Below are 16,585 nucleotides of genomic sequence, written 5' to 3' on the forward strand. Positions count from 1 at the left end.
AATTGTTGCAGTGCAAAATAAATAATTATTTTGCCCGCTTAATTAAATTAAATTACTTCTTTTTCGCTATTGCATCTTCAGCGTTCAAGAACTCAACACGACCATTTTCAACTACGCCCATCACCACATCTTTCATTTTGATAGCGTCGTGATCAGAGGCAGAGAATGGTTTGTTATAGGTAATAACAACGCCATCAACTGGCGTCTTCAGATCTTGCAAAGCAGCCAAGATCTTTGGTCCTTCAGTGCTGTTTGCTTGCTTGATCGCTGCAGCCAAGAGGTAAACAGAGTCGTAACCTTGAGCAGCAGAAACTGGGGAAGCAATGTTGTTATTTTTTGGCTTGAACTCTTTTAAGTAAGCCTCTTGGAAAGCCTTACGCTTTGGCGTTGTAGATGGAGACTGAATGTAAGTTTGTGGCATTGTTGCGCCGTCACCGTTCTTACCTGCAGTATCAATAAAGCTAGCCATAGACAATGTCCAGCTACCGATCATAGGTTTTTTCCAACCTAACTTAGCCATACCGTTAGCAATTTGAGCTAACTCCGGTCCAATTGCATAAGTCAAAATTACCTCAGCGCCAGCATTTTTTGCCTTAAGCAATTGTGAAGTCATATCAACGTCACCAATGTTGAATTTCTCAACTGCTACTGGTGTTACGCCATAGGTCTTAAGCGCCTTCTCTAAGTCCTCACGACCCAACTGGCCGTAGTTTGTAGAGTCAGCCAAAATGGCTACCTTCTTCAAGCCGCGCTTCTCAACCGTTTCTTTAGCGACCAATGGCGCTTGAATATTGTCAGGCGCAGCATTACGGAAAACATAGTTTTCAGCTGCATTTGGGAGCTGCTTAGTCAAAATAGAACCAGTAGCAACGTTATTCATTACTGGAATCTTTGCGTCTTGATAGAAACGTTGGGATGCCAATGCAACACCAGTATTGATGTAACCCAAAGTTGCAACCACTTTTTCGTTGTTAATCAACTCTTGCGCAATTTGCACACCACGCTCATTTTTTGCTTCATCATCGAGCTCTACCAAGACAATCTTGTTGCCATTAATACCACCGGCAGCATTGATTTCTTTTGTAGCAAGACGCACACCATCACGCATACTCACGCCCATTGAGGATGATCCACCAGTGAAGGGGCCTGCAACACCAAGTTTGATATCGGCAGCGTAAGCGCCAGTTGAGAGCATTGCAGTAGCAGCTACTGCAAAAATGTGACGACGAATATTCATAAAGTCTCCATGACTAAAAATTACTAATTAATAAATGCTTTTTTATAGGTAAAACTGAATCGAACAGTTATCTTACTGTTAACACAAAGGCAAAAAAAAGACTTTATATTAGGATTTTACATTAGGCCTGGAAACCATGGGGGCCTACCTTTTCAGACTGCGCTCAATATTTGGCCAAAAAAGGTTAATGATTAACCCAGCAATCACTAGACTAGCTGCCAGAATCTTCCAAAGCGGTAGTGGCTCGCTTAAAAAATAGGCTGCTGCCCCCCCATACCAAAAATGGGCACTAGTAATGGTGCAGGCCCCACTACCGCTGCTGAATGCTTAGAAAGCAACCAGGCCCAAGCTGCATAGCCAAAAATGGTATTAGCCCATGATTGCCATAAAACCCCTGCCCATGCCCATGCCCCTACCGGCGCAGATGTTATGGCGGTACTCATATTGTCCAAACCGCCCTCAAACACAAAAGAGATGGCAAACAAAAGGGGAATGGCGAATGCACTAGCCCAAACCACATAAGAAAGCATATTAATAAAATCGGCCCTGCGGCTAACTGTATTAGCAATCCCCCAAGAAAAACCACAAAAGACGACCAATATCAGGCCCATAAAAGTAGTTGTCGCATTGGTGTGCAACGCAATAATGACTAAACCAGCCATTGCAATCAACACTGCCAAAGCTTGATAGAGGCGCAAGCGCTCTTTAGCAAACAGCATCGCAAAGCCAATCGTGAAAAACACCTGTGTCTGAATCACAAGAGAAGCTAGACCAAGGGAGATGCGTCCATTAATCGCAAAATACAAAATCCCGAACTGCCCCACTCCCACTGCTAGGCCATAAATGCAGAGATTGACCCGGGACACTTTAGGTTTTGGTAAAAAAATACCAATGGCAGCAAAGTAAATGTATAGCGTAGCGCTGCAAATAAAAATGGCGGAAAAGCTTCAAGCGATAACTTAATCACTACAAAGTTTGTACCCCACACTGCCACGATAGCTAGTGCCAGCAATAAATGACTAGTAGGTAATGTGTAACTTTTCTGCGGCGCTTTATTCACAGGTGAGCAATTCCGCCACGCGCTCAGCAATCATCATCGTAGGAGCTGCGCTATTACCCGATGTAATGGTTGGCATCGCAGATGCATCTACCACACGCAAATGATGTATGCCCCGCACACGCAACTCAGAGTCGAACACAGCCATCGGATCATCGTCGCGACCCATCTTACAAGTACCTACTGGGTGGAAAATAGTAGTATCAACACCGCCCGCAGCTTTAACTAACTCATCATCTGTTTGATATTGCACGCCTGGCTTATATTCTTCAGGAGAGCATGACTGCAGAGCAGCTTGATCCACAATACGACGAGTTAAACGCAAGGACTCTACTGCAACCCTCCGATCCTCATCGGTTAACAAATAATTTGGGCTAATGACTGGTGGCGCTTCTGGATCAGTTGAGGTAATGTGTACACTTCCACGGGAAGTGGGGCGCAAATTACAAACGCTTGCAGTAAATGCATTAAACGAACGCAGGTCTTCACCAAACTTTTCTAATGACAAAGGTTGTACGTGATATTCCACATTGGCGCTCTTTTGCTCTGGCGAGCTATATGCAAATGCTCCGAGCTGTGAAGGCGCCATTGACATGGGCCCAGAGCGTTTCAATACATACTCCAAGCCAATCATCATCTTGCCCCAAAACGTATTGGCTTTGGTATTTAAGGTCTTAATGCCGCTGACTTTATAAACCATGCGGAGTTGTAAATGGTCTTGCAGGTTTTCGCCAATACCAGGCAGATCAGCTATCACTGGAATACCGAGCCGATTTAAATGTCCAGCAGATCCAACACCGGAACGCTCTAAAATTTGCACACTACCAATTGCACCTGCGCACAGTAAAACTTCTCCACCTTGCTCAACTGCACAGAGTGCTTCTGCTACAACGCCATTTTTTTGTACTCAACACCAAAACATTTTTTAGTTTGTGGATCGATCTTTAGCTTGATCACTATCGCTTCGGTCGGAATAGTGAGATTGTCTCGTTTAGCTGCATCCCTTAAAAATGCCTTAGAAGTATTTAGGCGTCAGCCTGCTCGCTGACTCACATCAAAATACCCTACTCCAAAGTTATCTCCACGATTAAAGTCATCGGAAGCTGGTATCCCCGCCTCAACAGCAGCCTCTTTAAAGCGATCCATAATTGGCCAGCGAAGACGCTACTTTGAAACCGTCCCACCCTCCACCTTTGCTATGCCACTCATTGGCAGCACTGTGATAGTCCTCGAATGTCTTGTAACGTTTAAGTGCGTTTTCCCAAGACCAAGAATCATCGCCAGTAGCTTGAACCCAAGAATCGTAATCACCTGCTTGGCCACGCATATAAATCATGCCGTTAATGGATGAACATCCACCTAGGACGCGCCCACGGGGATATAACAAAGAACGACCATTCAGACCTTTTTCAGTTGCCGTCTTAAAGCGCCAATCGGCTCTCGGGTTATCTATGCAATATAAATATCCTACTGGAACATGAATCCAGATGTAGTTATCGTTTTTGCCAGCCTCAATTAATAGGACTTTCTTCTTGGGATTTTCTGTTAAACGCTTAGCCAACATACAGCCAGCGCTACCTGCCCCAATGATGATGTAGTCGTAAGTGTTTGCTTGAGTCATATATTGCATCCAGAAATCTGTCGCTTTGTTATTGCTTATTTGCACTCCATTATTTACCAATACAAAATTTCAGGTATTTCTTGTCATTTTTATTGATTTGTTATAGAGTCATATTTGATCTAATATTAGATTATAAGAATTACCTTTAAAAGACCATTTGCTCAGTTTGTTAAAAAATCTAGAAAACCACTTCAACTGGCCATTGAAGACAAAGTTGAGGAAATTTGCAACGCACCGGAACTAGGGGTAAAAAAAGAAGGAGATTTAAACGATGTCTACGTACATAAGTTTTACTTCAATAAGCAGCAATATTTGATGGCCTACCAATTTGAATACGATGCAAATGAGCTCAAACTAGTTTGGATTGACTTTTATCAAATTGGCAGCCATGAAAATTTTTATACACAGCTTAAAAAACTTATTCGAATTAGTTGAGTTTTTGCAATAACCGTAAAGAAAAATAAGAGTCTAATCATGAATCAATCCATAACAGCAGAGGAAGCATTTGCTCAAGTTAAAAAAATGTCTTCCAAGGAGAGGGTGAAGTTTTTCTCCCTCATTGCTATGAATGCATTTAAGGAACCAGACCTCGGTCATGAGCAGGTATTTGGGCACTTGAAAGAGGATACCTTCTCCGCAAACGAAGCTGCTGAGTACTTAGAAATTTCTATTTCCACTCTGCGACGCCATGTACAAGCAGGAAGATTAAAGCCCTCCTCAATCATTGGGCGCAACCAACTATTCTCCAGCTCAGAGTTGCGTTTATTTAAGCAAAAACTGAATAAGGAATAGCCTGTTAATGTAATACCCTCTAAAATGAGGGAGTGCATATTAATGAGAAGAATCGCACTCCTAAGCTTGTCGATGCTGATGAGGGGCCAAGCAAGTCCGAGCTAAAGCGCCAAATGACTGAACGCCAGAAATTGGCAGAAGTTTTAGCTGCTCTCAGTAGCGACGCCTTAAAAACGATTCCGCTAGATGAGGCAATCAAAGCCGCTATTGCAGAAACGAACAAAATTAAAAGTTTTGAAGCCATTCGTCGCCGTAAACAATACCTTGGCAAGTTGATGCGCTTTTTAGACGAAGAAGAACTCGAGGCAATTCAGAAACGCTTAGATACTATTTCAGGGTGTCAGCAAAGCGGAGACCACCAAACTCCATTTTCTAGAAAGCTATCGCGATCGTTTGATTGCGAACGATGAAGCATTTACTAAGATGATTGAACAGTATCCAGAGATGGATATTCAGAATATGCGCACTTTGATCCGAAATGCTCGTCGTGAAAAAGAACAAAACAAACCGCCTAAAGCTTATCGAGAAATCTTCCGCGTTCTGAAGGATATGGGTCTATAAACCTTGAGCTAGAAGGAATTTCTATCCAGCGATAGAAAAATAGTTAGCAACAATAATGCTGCTAACTACCACACCACACATGATCGCTATTGCCAATAGGCCACTTTCGTGGGCACGCCAGCCAAACGCAATATAGAGTGTGTTTGCCAGCAGAATGAAGGCAAAATGATCGCTTACTTCCCCAGGCAATGACTTTTATAAGCTCTTCTGTTCAAAGCCCTTCGGGTATTGAGTATTGCCCCATAAAAATAAGGCAAGCGCTACAAACCAAGCTAAGAAATTTCTTAACCAAATTTGCTGAAGTGAAGCAGCCGCAATCACGAATCCAATCAAGATTAATGCAGCCTTTGCCAAACGCTTCACTCTTGTATCCTCAAATTGGCTAGCTAAATACGCTAAAACACCTAAACCACAAGAGCCAATAAAGTAAATGAAATATGCCTCATAGCTACTTAAGCGGTTAAAAAATAACAAGGAGCTCACTACCAAAATTCCAATCAGCCAAATCAATGCTTGATATCCTGGAAAAGAAATAAATAAGATGGCCAATACTGAATAAAGTTGCCAATCTATGGCTACATACCAAGCGCCCGCTGAAATCGAATCGAGACCTAAAATCCCCTGAATAAAAAAGAGGTGCGCTAAAAATTGTCCGAGAGTTTCTGACTGGCCTACAAATTCATCGTTTACCCAAAAACGAGCAATATAAGCACACGCGATCGTAAAAATAAGTGCGGCAGCATAAGGGCCCAAATAAGCGTAGGTAACGATTCAATATCAGCTTTAGTAAGCCGTGAGCACTAAATTTAGTATTAGCATATCGACTCAAAGACTGTGCAGCGAGATATCCAGCCATGACTAAAAAATCTGGACCGCATAGCGGCCGTATTCAAATAGCCAAGTCATCAAGCTTGGTAAGACCAGTCTGGCATCTTCAGCAATTTGCCCATAACTGGAGAGATGATGCAGGATGATCAATAAGGCCGCTAGGACCTTCAAAAAATCAATCAGAAAAAGTGGCTGTGCTTGCTTCAAAAAATGTTTTTGATTACTTCGATTTAGTCTTGCCCATTAAAGATGCTAGCAAGGGGTTGGCACTTGCTAGTTCTTTTTTGGATTTTGCCTTCTCAGCAACTCCGAGCTTTGGCGCTTTTGCAGCATTTTTCATTCCCTGCGCAGTTTTCAAAGCTAAATTCTTATAAAGATCGGTTTTTTCATTGCCATGATGAAGGCTCTTTGTTCTGATATTACGAATTCAATGACTGGATTACTTAGTCAATGAGCGTACTGCTAAGCCCATGAATAACAATGACCAACCCTGCAGCAACAATAGCTCGATCGCAATCAACATGCCTAGTAGCCAGAGGCTAGATTCTGGGTAACCATTCATGATCAGCACACCCATCAAGATAGAAATCGCTGATGATAAAACCATCCAAAACCATTCGCGAAAGTGACGATGCTGAAATGCGGAAATCAGGCGCAATACTCCGGTCACAAAAAAGATCGCTGCCAGCCACAAAGTAATGGCTTCAAGTGCCGGTATTGTAAATGCCCAAGTAAAGATTGCAGCCACGATATAAATAGCCGCTAAAGCCAATTGCACACCTATGCTTTTCCAACCTTGAGATTTCAGCGCATGAGCGCCCTGCAATACACCGGCAGCGAATAAGAAGATACCTAAGACATTGACAGAAATAAAAGAAAATAAAGTTTGGCCTGCAATACCAATCATGCCAAGCACAATAAATAAAATTCCCAGACCAATTAATGCTCCAGGAATTTTGGCGGCCGCACCTAATACTTTTGTGCGGATCTCTTCGATTTGAGCATTTGATAATTCGGTCATAAAAATACTTTCTTGTTTAATGAATGCAATTAATTAAATCTAATGCTTGCTGACAGATTACAAGGCGTCAGCAACGGAGTCTATAAATTCACGTACCGTACGATTAAATATTTCTGATTGTTCAATATTCGATAAATGAGCAGCTTGTTCAATAATCACCATCTTGGAGTGATCTATGAGGCGATGCAAAACAATGCCTTGATCCACGGTACACGCGGATCATCGCATCCTGATAAGACCAGTGTTGGCATCTTAATCTTTAACAACATTGTACTTTGCGCCATATCTCGGACGGCCCTTCCATAAGCGATATAGCCATTGAGATTGGTGTCTAAGATCATTTGGCGTACTTTTTCGATCTCTTGTGGAGCGCGCTCAATAAAAGCAGCAGTAAATCAACGCTTGATCGTGCCGTCGACTAAACCAGCAATGCCTTGGGCGCGGGCAATTTCAAAACGCTCTTCCCATAAACTTCGTGGCGGCATTTCTGAAGCAGTATTACAAAGCGATAAAGAAAGGATACGCTCGGGATAGCATGCACCTAATTGCTGACCAATCATACCGCCAATAGATAAGCCCATAAAGTGAACCTTCTCAATCTTCAGGGCGTCTAGTAATCCAATCGCATCATCTGTCAATTGAGCAATAGTGTAAGGACCATCGTTCACGCCGGATGCACCATGACCTCTTGTCATAGCGCAATATGCGGTAACGATCTGCTAGTGCAGCCACATTGCCATCCCACATGCTGCCATTAGCCATCAAACTGTTTGCCACCAATAAAACAGGGCCGTTTTCAGGACCATCAAAACGATAAGCAACATCTACCCCATTAACCTTCACCGTCTTTACGTCATGCAATTGCGTCATTAATCTCCACCCTATTTCTCATTATTTATGTATTTTTCAGAGCATGTTAGATTATCTAACGAAACTATAAAAATACTAAGGAGACACCATGTTCACATCCCTCAATTTGGGATTGCCTAGCCGCAAGCTCAGCAAAATTATTCTGGCCGTGTAGGTCTATCTTTTGACATGGCATGTAGTTTTGCGCAAAACTATCCCAATCGCACAGTTAAAATGATTGTTCCCTTAACTACTGGGTCCGGTGCTGATATTGCGGGACGCGTGGCGACTAAAAGCCCTTCAGAAACCTGGAAACAATCGGTCATTATTGAAAACCGTCCTGGTGCTGGCGGCTTGATTGGCACTGGTGTCGTAGTGAACGCCGATCCTGATGGATACACCTTATTAGTTCAGTCAGCTTCATATGCAACAAATCCTGCAATTTATAAGAAGCTGCCTTATTTGACCCCCTCAAAAGCTTAGTTGATGTTGCCATATTGGGGCAAACACCTTACGTGATAGTCACTTCAGCCGATGGTCCTTATCAAACGATTCGGGATTTGGTGATTGCCGCCAAAGCCAAGCCAGATGAAATTACTTTTGCATCTGCTGGTGTTGGCAGCTCAACTCACCTTGCGACTGAGTACTTTAATCAAACGATGGGCATCAAGCTCATTCATGTTCCCTATAAAGGATCACCCGAAGCTATTCAGGACGCTATGTCTTGGTCGCACCGCTTTTTATATGGCGCCCTTAGATACTGCTATTGGACAACTAAAAGGCGGTAAATTGCGCGCCCTTGGAGTAACCAGCAAAATGCGTAACCCTGCTGTTCCAGAGATTCCGAGCGTTGCAGAACAGGGCTATGCCAATTTTGAAATTGGTTTGTGGTTTGGGGTGTGGGCTCCAGCCGCCACTCCAAGCGCTATAGTTAAAAAGATTAATCAAGATATTAATCAAGCAATGCAAGATCCTGAAGTCAAAACCGCCTATGAAGGCAAGGGGATCAAAACAACGCCCATGAGCCCTGCAGAATTCTCAAAATTTGTTCGTGAAGAAATGGGCAAATATCAGAAGATTGCCAAGGAAGCAGCGATTGAGCCGCAATAACTTTGCACCGTTGTGCCAAGCGCCGAACGCTGAAGTACGCCCACCACTACTGACCCTTCCTGCAGGGTCAGTTGACCGTCATGCGCACGTATGCGGACCCACTAGTCAATTTCCCTACGCTCAAGAGCGCATCTATACACCACCCGATGCCACTCTCGAAAGCTATCAATCGCTCTTACAGATGCTCGGAATTGATCGCGCGGTCCTAGTTCAACCCAGCGTATACGGCACTGATAACCGAGCACTCTTATCCGCACTGCATTTAAGTCCGCAGCAATTTCGGGGTGTAGCGGTAATCTCTAACGATCCCAAGGCAACTAGCGATCAAGAGCTCGCCGACTTTTGCATGCGGCAGGTGTTCGAGGGCTACGTTGCAATATTGTAGATATCGCCAATAAATCCGCCGGACTCCCGCTTGAGCAACTACGCAATTTAGCAAAGCGTATTCAACCATTCGGTTGGCATCTCGAGCTACTCATGCATGTAAATGAATACCTCAATCTTGCTAAGACTTTTGAAGATTTTCCTGTAGAACTGGTATTTGGTCACTTTGGCTATAGCCATGCCAAACATGGGATTGCCGATAAAGGATTTCAGGGACTACTAGAGCTCATGAAAATCGAGCGTGCTTGGGTCAAAATGACGGGTCCTTATCGTATTTGTGATGGCAATCTTCCGTACCAAGATATGCACCCATTCAACGATGCCGTTCTTAAGGTAAACCCCAATCGTTTAATCTGGGGCAGCGATTGGCCTCATGTCATGGTGAAGAAGCAAATGCCACACGATGCGGATCTGTGCGACCTTCTAGGGGCATGGGTACAGGATGCCAATTTGCGAAAATCCATACTGGTTGATAACCCCTGTATTCTGTATGACTTTCCGGCTTATCAGTAGCCAATGAATCAATACATCACGGGCTACGGATCGCAATTCAATTAATTTAGCAATCAAGATTAAGAAAACAGAGTAGAAAAAGATATGGATACCACTCTCACAGTGATTTTAGGCATTGTTGCCATGTTGCTACCCCTTATTGTGGGTCGCCTTTTTTGGAAATGCTTTGATCATTATTTTGGAAGAAACGATGAAGCGTATATGGATACGCTTGGAATACTTTCTGAAAAAAATTGGCTCCACCGTTTTAATTGCTTTCATTATTCTTTGGATTGGTATGAGCCTAGTTTTTAACGGCAACGGCTCGTAAACACATGAACGATCAATTAAAAACAATGCTTCTCAAAGCAAAGTTGAACTTTGCGATTTTGGGAGCCATTCTGATCATTGCCGTTCTGGGTAAATTTATTAATCCAGAATTGACCAATAGCATTTTTATAACAGCTGATCAGTTAGTGTCGGATCTTTACATAGTATTTATTGCGATCACCTTGGGCGCTTTTATTCCGAATTTCAAACTCGTTGCTTTCGGATCGATTGTCGCCTTTATTGGCACGGCCATATTGATTCGGTTGGGCGTATTTACTTATCTCACCACTGAATATGTATTTGCAGTGCTGATCGTGATTCTAGGCTTTGCCTCTATTGCTAATCTTTACAGGCACTATCGAGAGTTTGGACTGTAATCGTCAAATAAAAAAGCCCCAACAAAAGGGGCTTTTTTATCACATCATGCTGCCATTTTAAAAACTCGTATCCTTGGCTCAATTTCTTTTAGCTACACGCATATCAAATTCTGATTGCAAATTAAGCCAAAAGCGTGGCTCCATAGAAAAAACAATCCTAAACGCAATGCTGTATCAGCGGTAATAGGTCGGGCTCGTCAAAAAGCCCGCAATTAGGCTGAACGCCTGTAATTTTTTCATTTTGTGTCTCCGGTCTCTGTAGTTTTATTGTTTTATTTGTTGCAATACTGGGGGACTTTTACCCCTCTGAGGCTATTGAAGCAGATTTTTGGGCATATTCAGGGATTTTCATGTCTATATATGTTTTTAGCTATATAGAATCAACTTTTAATTATTTGTGGAAATATCTACGAAATATGACAATAGCGGACTATGTATAAATGCGATGCTATTGACCAAACCCTTGTAGATCAACGGGTTGCCCAATTCCGGGACCAAGTTGCCAGACGCTTGAACGGCAGCTTAGCCGAAGAAGAATTCCGCCCATTACGTTTACAAAATGGTCTGTACCACCTAACGCCATGCGTATATGTTGCGTGTTGCCATTCCTTATGGATTGTTTAATTCAAAACAATTGCGCACACTCGCACTCATTTCTGAAAAGTATGACCGTGGTTATGGTCATTTCACAACGCGTCAAAACATTCAGTACAACCGGGTAATACTCGAGGACACTCCCGATATTTTGGCTGAGCTTGCCAAAGTAGAAATGCATGCAATTCAAACTTCAGGCAACTGTATTCGCAATATTACGAGTGATGCCTTTGCAGGCGTTGCTGCGGATGAATATGTGGATACACATCCGATTTGCGAGCTGTTACGCCAATGGTCTACTTTGCATCCAGAATTCGCACACTTGCCACGCAAATTTAAATTTGTAGTCAATGGCGCTAAAGAAGATCGCACCGTATTACTCTGTCACGATGTAGGTATCGAGCTTAAGAAAAACCCCAATATTAATAATGGCGAGCTCACAGCGGATATCTATGCTGGTGGTGGCATGGGTCGCACACCAATACTAGGCGCACTCATTAAGCAAGATTTACCTTGGCAAGTATTGCCAAGCTATCTCACTGCATTACTGCGTGTCTATAACCGCTTTGGCAGGAGAGACAATCTCTATAAGGTTCGTATCAAGATTTTGGTAAAGGCATTAGGCCCAGAAGAGTTTGCTCGCCAAGTAGAAGGTGAATGGGCTCACATTAAAAATGATCAGGACAATTTCATACCAGCAGAGTGGGAACGTGTAGCAAAACACTTTACAAAACCAGCTTATAAAAATTTACCGGCTCTCACATCTAAGCAGGTTATCAACCAGGCAAATGAGACTGAGAAAGCTGCTTTTACACGGTGGTTAGAACGCAATGTGAAACCTCATCAAGTTTCCGGCTATGCCAGCGTCATTCTGTCACCCAAGCCTCATGGTACGGTAGCCCCTGGTGATGCCACGACTACACGGATGTATGCCATAGCTGACTTAGCAGATCAATATAGTTTCGGTGAATTACGCGCCACACACGAACAAAGCTTAGTACTGGCTGATGTTGAGCAAGTAAAGCTTTATGAGCTTTGGCAAGAAGCCAAAAAGCAAAAAGTTGCATTACCCAATGTCGGACTACTCACCGACATCATTGCTTGCCCAGGTGGTGACTTCTGCTCACTCGCGAATGCAAAATCATTGCCGATTGCTAAGGCTATTCAAGAGCGCTTTGATGACCTCGATTACTTATTTGATCTAGGCGACATTAGCTTGAATATCTCTGGCTGCATTAACTCTTGTGGTCACCACCACGTTGGCAATATTGGTGTTTTAGGAGTCGATAAAGACGGTGAAGAGTGGTATCAAATTACGCTCGGGGGCGAACAAGGCAATGATGCGTCGATTGGCAAAGTCATTGGGCCTTCTTTCTATGCAGATGAAATTCCTGATGTGATGACCAACATCATCAATACTTACGTTTCACAACGCAATCCAGAAGAGTCTTTTATTGAGGCATATCGTCGCTTAGGCGTTATTCCATTTAAAGAGGCGGCATACAAGAACGCCAAGAAAAAAGATAAAGAAGCCCAAAGAGAGACGACGTGAGCTTAACCAACACCACTTCACATCAATCCATTTTGCATTTTCCAAAAGATGGCAAGCCATCACTTGCTGACAATGCATGGCAAGCATGGAGCGGTAGCCAAGATGAGGGTGGATTGCCAGATTTAGATCATGGCGCTCATAAAGTCTTGGTGCTATTTACTTGGTGGCTGGAACATCATCATGAAACTGATGTGATTACCAAGGCTCAGAATGGTCAGATTGGCGTTTGGTTTGCGGCCGATGATGACATCCTAAAACATGCAGATGTGATTGAAGCTGGCAAAACAATATGGCTATTGGTGGCAGCCCATTTCCCAATCTTTAGAGATGGTAGAAGCTTTAGTACAGTAAGCCCTCTTGCGCGACCGCTTTGACTGGCAAGGTGAAATCCGAGCAATCGGTGACGTCTTGATCGATCAACTATTGCAAGGCGCACGTGTTGGCTTTGATAGTTTTGCTCTACGTTCAGATCAACTTCTCGATGTGGCATTAAAGCAATTTGATCTATATACCGTCACCACCCAAAACAGCTGGCGCGGTAAACGAACCACCTTAAGTGCTGAAGCAGCCTAATAAGTCAGCACAAATTATCATCGTGATTCATAACAACACCGCCAACTCTACTACTAACCCTACACTTGGAAAAGTGTATTTGATAGGCGCTGGTCCTGGTGCGGTAGATCTCATTACTGTGCGTGGTGCCGAGCTTTTAGGACAAGCAGATATTGTGTTTTATGACGCCTTAGTTGACCCAGAAATGCTGACACTCTGTCCTCAGGCTATTCTGGTTGAAGTTGGCAAACGTTGCGGCAAACTTTCTTCCGCCCAGCAGTTCATTAATAAGCGTCTATTAGATGCCGCCCAAAAACATCAAGTGATTGTGCGCCTCAAAGGTGGTGACCCAATACTGTTTAGGCGTGCCGATGAAGAAATTAGCACGCTTCAGCAACATGGCATTGCAGTAGAAGTGGTGCCTGGCATTACTGCAGCCTTAGCAGGCGCAGCGAGTTTGCAACAATCTTTAACCTTGCGTGGCATTTCTCGTAGCGTGGCATTTATTACGCTAGCTTAAGGCACCGAGAATGTAAACCAAGGCACGCCATTGTCTCATCCTAGTGCAGATACCTTGGTCTACTACATGGGCCGCAAAGATGCTGCCCGCATCGCCCAGCAACTGATTAAACAAAGTCCCAATCAGAAGAAGAACACTCCTGTACACATCTTGGAAGCTGTAAGTACTCCACGTGAGCGCCTGTGGACGAGCACATTACAAGAGTTGGCAAATGGTCAAGCAGATCAATGGTTTGATAGCAACTCGCCCACATTAATCATGATCGGTGAAGCCTTAAGAAACAGAACGCAAGAACCAAATTTACAGAGCTCTAGCTCCGAAATCGACAATAGCTTGCAGGACAGCCAAGTCGTCGCCCACAGCGCTCGTCGCGCGTAATTGCACGCCGGGAAACTTAGCTCGGCACTCTTCGAGCAGCACCGGAAAATCATTTCTTAAGTGTCCTCCCTGACCAAAGAACACTGGTGCGATCGTCACATCGCTAGCGCCTTTAGTATTTAGAGTTGCTACTGCCTACTCCAGTGAAGGCTGCATCATCTCCAAAAAGGCTAACTCCACAGGAGTATCTGGATACTGCTCCTGCCAAAGCGCTCCTAGGCGATCAAAAGGCTCGCGCCAACGCTGATCACGCGCTCCGTGACCAAATAAAAATAATGGCTTTCATGGATAGCTATACACTCTCATTATGAAGATTTTGCACAGGCTAAAATTTGCCCCTAGTGCTGATTAACAATAGCTTAACCCGAATTCCTAGTACACACTGATCTTTCCCTTCTAAGCATACATATGACAACTCTACTTAGCCAAACATGGTTCATTATTCTGATGGGCGCAACTCTTATTGGGGGGTCCTTTCCGCCGTTCACCATGCTGAAGTCATAGCCCACAAAACTGGTGAGCCATATGGCACTTTAGTACTTTCCATTAGCGTCACGATTATTAAAGTGTCATTAATTATCTCGATGATGCTTACAGGCCCTGAAGGTTCAGAATTTATTGCACGTGATGCCGTGTTTGCAACCGTCATGATTGTGATTAATGGCGTGATTGGTTTATGTATTTTTTTGGGTGGTCTCACTCATCATGAAATGAGTTTTCGCAATGAAGGAACCAACTCTGCTTTAGCCGTACTTACTGCACTAGCGACATTTATTTTAGTAATGCCAACTGTCACCGTGAGTACGCTCGGACCTGACTTTACAAGAAGCCAATTAGCTTTTGCTGGCATTGCTTCATTTGCTCTCTACATTGCATTTTTATTTTTTCAAACTGTCACGCACAGAGACTATTACCTTCCAAAAACAAAAGAGAAGAAGACGGATAAGAATGTTCATGCTCTAAAGCCAAGCAATCTGAAAACGGGTGTCAGCGCAGTACTGTTGATTCTTTCCTTGATTACTGTTGTAGGTCTTGCAGAATTACTAAGCCCCACCATTGAGAAAGCGGTAGATGCTGCTGGTGCACCCAAAACGATTGTTAGTATCGCTATTGCACTCTTGGTATTGATGCCTCGAGGGATTTGCTGCTGCTAGAGCAGCAAAAGCCAATCGCCTGCAAAGTAGTTTGAACTTAGCCTTAGGTTCTACATTGGCCAGTATTGGATTAACTATTCCCACAGTGGCTGCGATTGCGATCTTTTTCAATCTGCACCTCAACTTGGGTATTAGCGACTTAAATATAGTCTTAATGTATTTAAATTTCTTTATTGGCGCATTAACCCTGGCCATTGGTAGAACCACCCTACTTCAAGGCGTTGTTCATTTAATTATCTTTTTTGAATACCTTTTCCTTTCTTTAGTGCCCTAAAGTAACTAATTCAAAGATAACTTCATGGATGTGAATCGAATGACGGAGATCGTTAATCTATAACTATTTGATTAATATAAGTTTTTTAATAACATCTTGTAAATAAATAGCTATATTTTTTAGTAAAAAATCTATTTATTTGAAAAGAATCACCTTCTTTTTGAGATAAGCTAGAGGACAGAAGTTTTTGGATTGGTCTCAATAACACTATTTTGAGCGCTCTCACCGTAATAAATTTCGCCTCCAGAAGAAAAATAAATGTATTTAATACCTCTTGATGGCCAACTCATTAATCAGCCGAAATGCTGGCTCAGCAACCCAGATTTCTCTCCCGAACAAAAGCATTATAAGAACTTGATGGAATAAGGCTAGATGCAAGATTAATGACGCATTCAATTTCAAATTCCTTAATAAGACTAAGGACTAATTCAACATTAGCGCAGTCTAACTGATGGACCCTTAATACCCCATCACCACCAATTAACTGAAAAACAATATTGTCATTGAGATCGGCAATATGAACGACGTGTTCCGCTCCACACAATGTCTTGGCGAGATTCAAGCCTAAAAAACCACCGCCACCTATTAAGAGGATATTCATAAAATTAGACTATGCATACAATTATTTTTTACCTGACACTAGGATGATACCTTCATTGAATAAATTATGGGGTAGATGTTTAATACACATGAAAATCAGCTTACCGATAATTGTTAAGGTAATGCAATTAATGTACTTCAACACAAATGAACGCATTAATATAGACATGTTAAAAAAGAAAAAAGTCATAACAATTGTCTACAGGGAGGTTATTAAATACTAAACCTACTATCTAGCAAATGAGTGCAGGCAGTCAATAAAGTAAGCCAATGCAAATAATTACGGCAAGAATGCAATCATA

Annotated in this window: 26 protein-coding genes and 4 pseudogenes; 17 read left to right on the top strand and 13 right to left on the bottom strand. The window is 42.9% G+C overall.

The window, feature by feature from the left end; all coding sequences use genetic code 11:
• Positions 1-52: 52 nt before the first annotated feature.
• From DXE37_RS09030 to DXE37_RS13720, 4 genes and pseudogenes are all read right to left on the bottom strand, one after another.
• On the bottom strand, positions 53-1,237 hold the full coding sequence (locus DXE37_RS09030; protein ID WP_114637253.1) for an ABC transporter substrate-binding protein: 1,185 nt from the start codon (positions 1,235-1,237) through the stop codon (positions 53-55).
• Positions 1,238-1,485: 248 nt separating this feature from the next.
• A complete protein-coding gene (locus DXE37_RS09035) occupies positions 1,486-2,103 on the bottom strand; it encodes a DMT family transporter (protein ID WP_331852150.1) in 618 nt (205 codons plus the stop codon).
• Positions 2,070-2,297 (bottom strand): EamA family transporter, encoded by a 228-nt coding sequence (locus DXE37_RS13010; RefSeq protein ID WP_231971298.1) that lies wholly within the window; start codon positions 2,295-2,297, stop codon positions 2,070-2,072. The genes DXE37_RS09035 and DXE37_RS13010 overlap by 34 nt, the downstream gene beginning before the upstream one ends.
• Positions 2,290-3,915 (bottom strand): annotated as a pseudogene (locus tag DXE37_RS13720) (GMC family oxidoreductase). Before DXE37_RS13720 ends, DXE37_RS13010 begins: the two are co-directional and overlap by 8 nt.
• 138 nt (positions 3,916-4,053) lie before the next feature.
• Between DXE37_RS13720 and DXE37_RS09045 the strand changes: the two are divergent.
• From DXE37_RS09045 to DXE37_RS13730, 4 genes are read left to right on the top strand one after another with little or no spacing between them, the layout of a single operon-like run.
• On the top strand, positions 4,054-4,350 hold the full coding sequence (locus DXE37_RS09045; protein ID WP_269460366.1) for a type II toxin-antitoxin system RelE/ParE family toxin: 297 nt from the start codon (positions 4,054-4,056) through the stop codon (positions 4,348-4,350).
• Between the two features lie 39 nt (positions 4,351-4,389).
• Positions 4,390-4,707: a helix-turn-helix domain-containing protein gene (locus DXE37_RS09050; protein ID WP_114637255.1), complete on the top strand. Its 318-nt coding sequence runs from the start codon at positions 4,390-4,392 to the stop codon at positions 4,705-4,707.
• 32 nt (positions 4,708-4,739) lie between these two features.
• The gene (gene yjgA / locus DXE37_RS13725; RefSeq protein ID WP_197713193.1) at positions 4,740-5,117 is read left to right on the top strand and encodes a ribosome biogenesis factor YjgA; all 378 of its coding nucleotides are present in this window, start codon (positions 4,740-4,742) and stop codon (positions 5,115-5,117) included.
• Complete coding sequence (locus DXE37_RS13730) at positions 5,101-5,268, top strand: DUF615 domain-containing protein (RefSeq protein ID WP_269460334.1); 168 nt, start codon at positions 5,101-5,103, stop codon at positions 5,266-5,268. Before yjgA ends, DXE37_RS13730 begins: the two co-directional genes overlap by 17 nt.
• Before the next feature lie 21 nt (positions 5,269-5,289).
• Here the strand turns inward: DXE37_RS13730 and DXE37_RS10890 are convergent, their stop codons facing one another.
• From DXE37_RS10890 to DXE37_RS10905, 7 genes are all read right to left on the bottom strand, one after another.
• Positions 5,290-5,457 carry a hypothetical protein gene (locus DXE37_RS10890; protein WP_162786250.1) on the bottom strand — a complete coding sequence of 56 codons (168 nt, stop codon included), beginning with the start codon at positions 5,455-5,457 and terminating at the stop codon, positions 5,290-5,292.
• 6 nt (positions 5,458-5,463) lie between these two features.
• The gene (locus DXE37_RS09060; RefSeq protein WP_114637256.1) at positions 5,464-6,021 is read right to left on the bottom strand and encodes a hypothetical protein; all 558 of its coding nucleotides are present in this window, start codon (positions 6,019-6,021) and stop codon (positions 5,464-5,466) included.
• Positions 6,022-6,316: 295 nt separating this feature from the next.
• On the bottom strand, positions 6,317-6,454 hold the full coding sequence (locus DXE37_RS10895) for a hypothetical protein (RefSeq protein ID WP_162786251.1): 138 nt from the start codon (positions 6,452-6,454) through the stop codon (positions 6,317-6,319).
• Between the two features lie 81 nt (positions 6,455-6,535).
• A complete protein-coding gene (locus DXE37_RS09070) occupies positions 6,536-7,117 on the bottom strand; it encodes an HdeD family acid-resistance protein (RefSeq protein WP_114637258.1) in 582 nt (193 codons plus the stop codon).
• A 57-nt stretch (positions 7,118-7,174) separates the two neighbouring features.
• Positions 7,175-7,306, bottom strand: a complete 132-nt coding sequence (locus DXE37_RS13735; RefSeq protein WP_269460335.1) for an alpha/beta fold hydrolase — start codon at positions 7,304-7,306, stop codon at positions 7,175-7,177.
• Positions 7,307-7,512: 206 nt separating this feature from the next.
• The gene (locus DXE37_RS09075) at positions 7,513-7,785 is read right to left on the bottom strand and encodes an alpha/beta fold hydrolase (protein WP_162786253.1); all 273 of its coding nucleotides are present in this window, start codon (positions 7,783-7,785) and stop codon (positions 7,513-7,515) included.
• A complete protein-coding gene (locus tag DXE37_RS10905; RefSeq protein WP_162786254.1) occupies positions 7,745-7,987 on the bottom strand; it encodes a hypothetical protein in 243 nt (80 codons plus the stop codon). The genes DXE37_RS09075 and DXE37_RS10905 overlap by 41 nt, the downstream gene beginning before the upstream one ends.
• 168 nt (positions 7,988-8,155) lie before the next feature.
• Between DXE37_RS10905 and DXE37_RS13740 the strand changes: the two genes are divergently transcribed.
• From DXE37_RS13740 to cobA, 11 genes and pseudogenes are all read left to right on the top strand, one after another.
• Positions 8,156-8,449: a tripartite tricarboxylate transporter substrate-binding protein gene (locus DXE37_RS13740; RefSeq protein ID WP_114637260.1), complete on the top strand. Its 294-nt coding sequence runs from the start codon at positions 8,156-8,158 to the stop codon at positions 8,447-8,449.
• A gap of 32 nt (positions 8,450-8,481) precedes the next feature.
• Positions 8,482-8,754, top strand: coding sequence for a tripartite tricarboxylate transporter substrate-binding protein (locus DXE37_RS13745; protein ID WP_269460336.1), 273 nt, complete (start codon positions 8,482-8,484; stop codon positions 8,752-8,754).
• Complete coding sequence (locus DXE37_RS09090) at positions 8,711-9,076, top strand: Bug family tripartite tricarboxylate transporter substrate binding protein (RefSeq protein ID WP_231971300.1); 366 nt, start codon at positions 8,711-8,713, stop codon at positions 9,074-9,076. Before DXE37_RS13745 ends, DXE37_RS09090 begins: the two co-directional genes overlap by 44 nt.
• Positions 9,063-9,461: an amidohydrolase family protein gene (locus DXE37_RS13750; RefSeq protein ID WP_162786256.1), complete on the top strand. Its 399-nt coding sequence runs from the start codon at positions 9,063-9,065 to the stop codon at positions 9,459-9,461. Before DXE37_RS09090 ends, DXE37_RS13750 begins: the two co-directional genes overlap by 14 nt.
• Entirely contained in the window at positions 9,419-9,973 is a 555-nt protein-coding gene (locus tag DXE37_RS13755; protein ID WP_114637264.1) for an amidohydrolase family protein, read from the top strand. The genes DXE37_RS13750 and DXE37_RS13755 overlap by 43 nt, the downstream gene beginning before the upstream one ends.
• Positions 9,974-10,057: 84 nt before the next feature.
• Positions 10,058-10,267 (top strand): hypothetical protein, encoded by a 210-nt coding sequence (locus tag DXE37_RS13045; RefSeq protein ID WP_231971301.1) that lies wholly within the window; start codon positions 10,058-10,060, stop codon positions 10,265-10,267.
• A gap of 20 nt (positions 10,268-10,287) precedes the next feature.
• Positions 10,288-10,659 (top strand): hypothetical protein, encoded by a 372-nt coding sequence (locus tag DXE37_RS09105; protein ID WP_114637265.1) that lies wholly within the window; start codon positions 10,288-10,290, stop codon positions 10,657-10,659.
• Between the two features lie 432 nt (positions 10,660-11,091).
• A pseudogene (locus DXE37_RS09115) lies at positions 11,092-12,805 on the top strand (nitrite/sulfite reductase).
• A complete protein-coding gene (locus tag DXE37_RS09120) occupies positions 12,802-13,179 on the top strand; it encodes a hypothetical protein (RefSeq protein WP_197713194.1) in 378 nt (125 codons plus the stop codon). Before DXE37_RS09115 ends, DXE37_RS09120 begins: the two are co-directional and overlap by 4 nt.
• Complete coding sequence (locus DXE37_RS11795; protein ID WP_197713195.1) at positions 13,163-13,378, top strand: DUF934 domain-containing protein; 216 nt, start codon at positions 13,163-13,165, stop codon at positions 13,376-13,378. Before DXE37_RS09120 ends, DXE37_RS11795 begins: the two co-directional genes overlap by 17 nt.
• A gap of 25 nt (positions 13,379-13,403) precedes the next feature.
• A pseudogene (gene cobA, locus DXE37_RS09125) lies at positions 13,404-14,255 on the top strand (uroporphyrinogen-III C-methyltransferase).
• Here the strand turns inward: cobA and DXE37_RS09130 are convergent.
• Positions 14,178-14,537 (bottom strand): annotated as a pseudogene (locus DXE37_RS09130) (sirohydrochlorin chelatase); the annotation flags it as partial. The pseudogenes cobA and DXE37_RS09130 sit on opposite strands and share 78 nt — an antisense overlap.
• A gap of 149 nt (positions 14,538-14,686) precedes the next feature.
• Between DXE37_RS09130 and DXE37_RS09135 the strand changes: the two are divergent.
• Entirely contained in the window at positions 14,687-15,409 is a 723-nt protein-coding gene (locus DXE37_RS09135) for a calcium:cation antiporter (RefSeq protein ID WP_197713196.1), read from the top strand.
• Positions 15,410-15,440: 31 nt separating this feature from the next.
• Positions 15,441-15,683, top strand: a complete 243-nt coding sequence (locus tag DXE37_RS11800; protein ID WP_231971302.1) for a calcium:cation antiporter — start codon at positions 15,441-15,443, stop codon at positions 15,681-15,683.
• A gap of 310 nt (positions 15,684-15,993) precedes the next feature.
• On the opposite strand, the gene DXE37_RS09140 is transcribed toward DXE37_RS11800, so the two are convergent.
• Positions 15,994-16,284, bottom strand: a complete 291-nt coding sequence (locus DXE37_RS09140; RefSeq protein ID WP_114637266.1) for an NAD-dependent epimerase/dehydratase family protein — start codon at positions 16,282-16,284, stop codon at positions 15,994-15,996.
• Positions 16,285-16,585: the final 301 nt, after the last annotated feature.

This window comes from Polynucleobacter necessarius, from assembly GCF_900095205.1.
Classification (GTDB): domain Bacteria; phylum Pseudomonadota; class Gammaproteobacteria; order Burkholderiales; family Burkholderiaceae; genus Polynucleobacter; species Polynucleobacter necessarius_E.

Bases quoted from the DNA above. Each gene is read 5' to 3' on its own strand.
- DXE37_RS13740 (WP_114637260.1), top strand. From the start codon at position 8,156: ATGGCATGTAGTTTTGCGCAAAACTATCCCAATCGCACAGTTAAAATG.
- DXE37_RS09090 (WP_231971300.1), top strand. From the start codon at position 8,711: ATGGCGCCCTTAGATACTGCTATTGGACAACTAAAAGGCGGTAAATTG.
- DXE37_RS09135 (WP_197713196.1), top strand. From the start codon at position 14,687: ATGGTTCATTATTCTGATGGGCGCAACTCTTATTGGGGGGTCCTTTCC.
- DXE37_RS09030 (WP_114637253.1), bottom strand. From the start codon at position 1,237: ATGAATATTCGTCGTCACATTTTTGCAGTAGCTGCTACTGCAATGCTC.
- DXE37_RS13045 (WP_231971301.1), top strand. From the start codon at position 10,058: ATGGATACCACTCTCACAGTGATTTTAGGCATTGTTGCCATGTTGCTA.
- DXE37_RS09050 (WP_114637255.1), top strand. From the start codon at position 4,390: ATGAATCAATCCATAACAGCAGAGGAAGCATTTGCTCAAGTTAAAAAA.
- DXE37_RS10905 (WP_162786254.1), bottom strand. From the start codon at position 7,987: ATGACGCAATTGCATGACGTAAAGACGGTGAAGGTTAATGGGGTAGAT.
- DXE37_RS09140 (WP_114637266.1), bottom strand. From the start codon at position 16,284: ATGAATATCCTCTTAATAGGTGGCGGTGGTTTTTTAGGCTTGAATCTC.
- DXE37_RS09070 (WP_114637258.1), bottom strand. From the start codon at position 7,117: ATGACCGAATTATCAAATGCTCAAATCGAAGAGATCCGCACAAAAGTA.
- DXE37_RS09105 (WP_114637265.1), top strand. From the start codon at position 10,288: ATGAACGATCAATTAAAAACAATGCTTCTCAAAGCAAAGTTGAACTTT.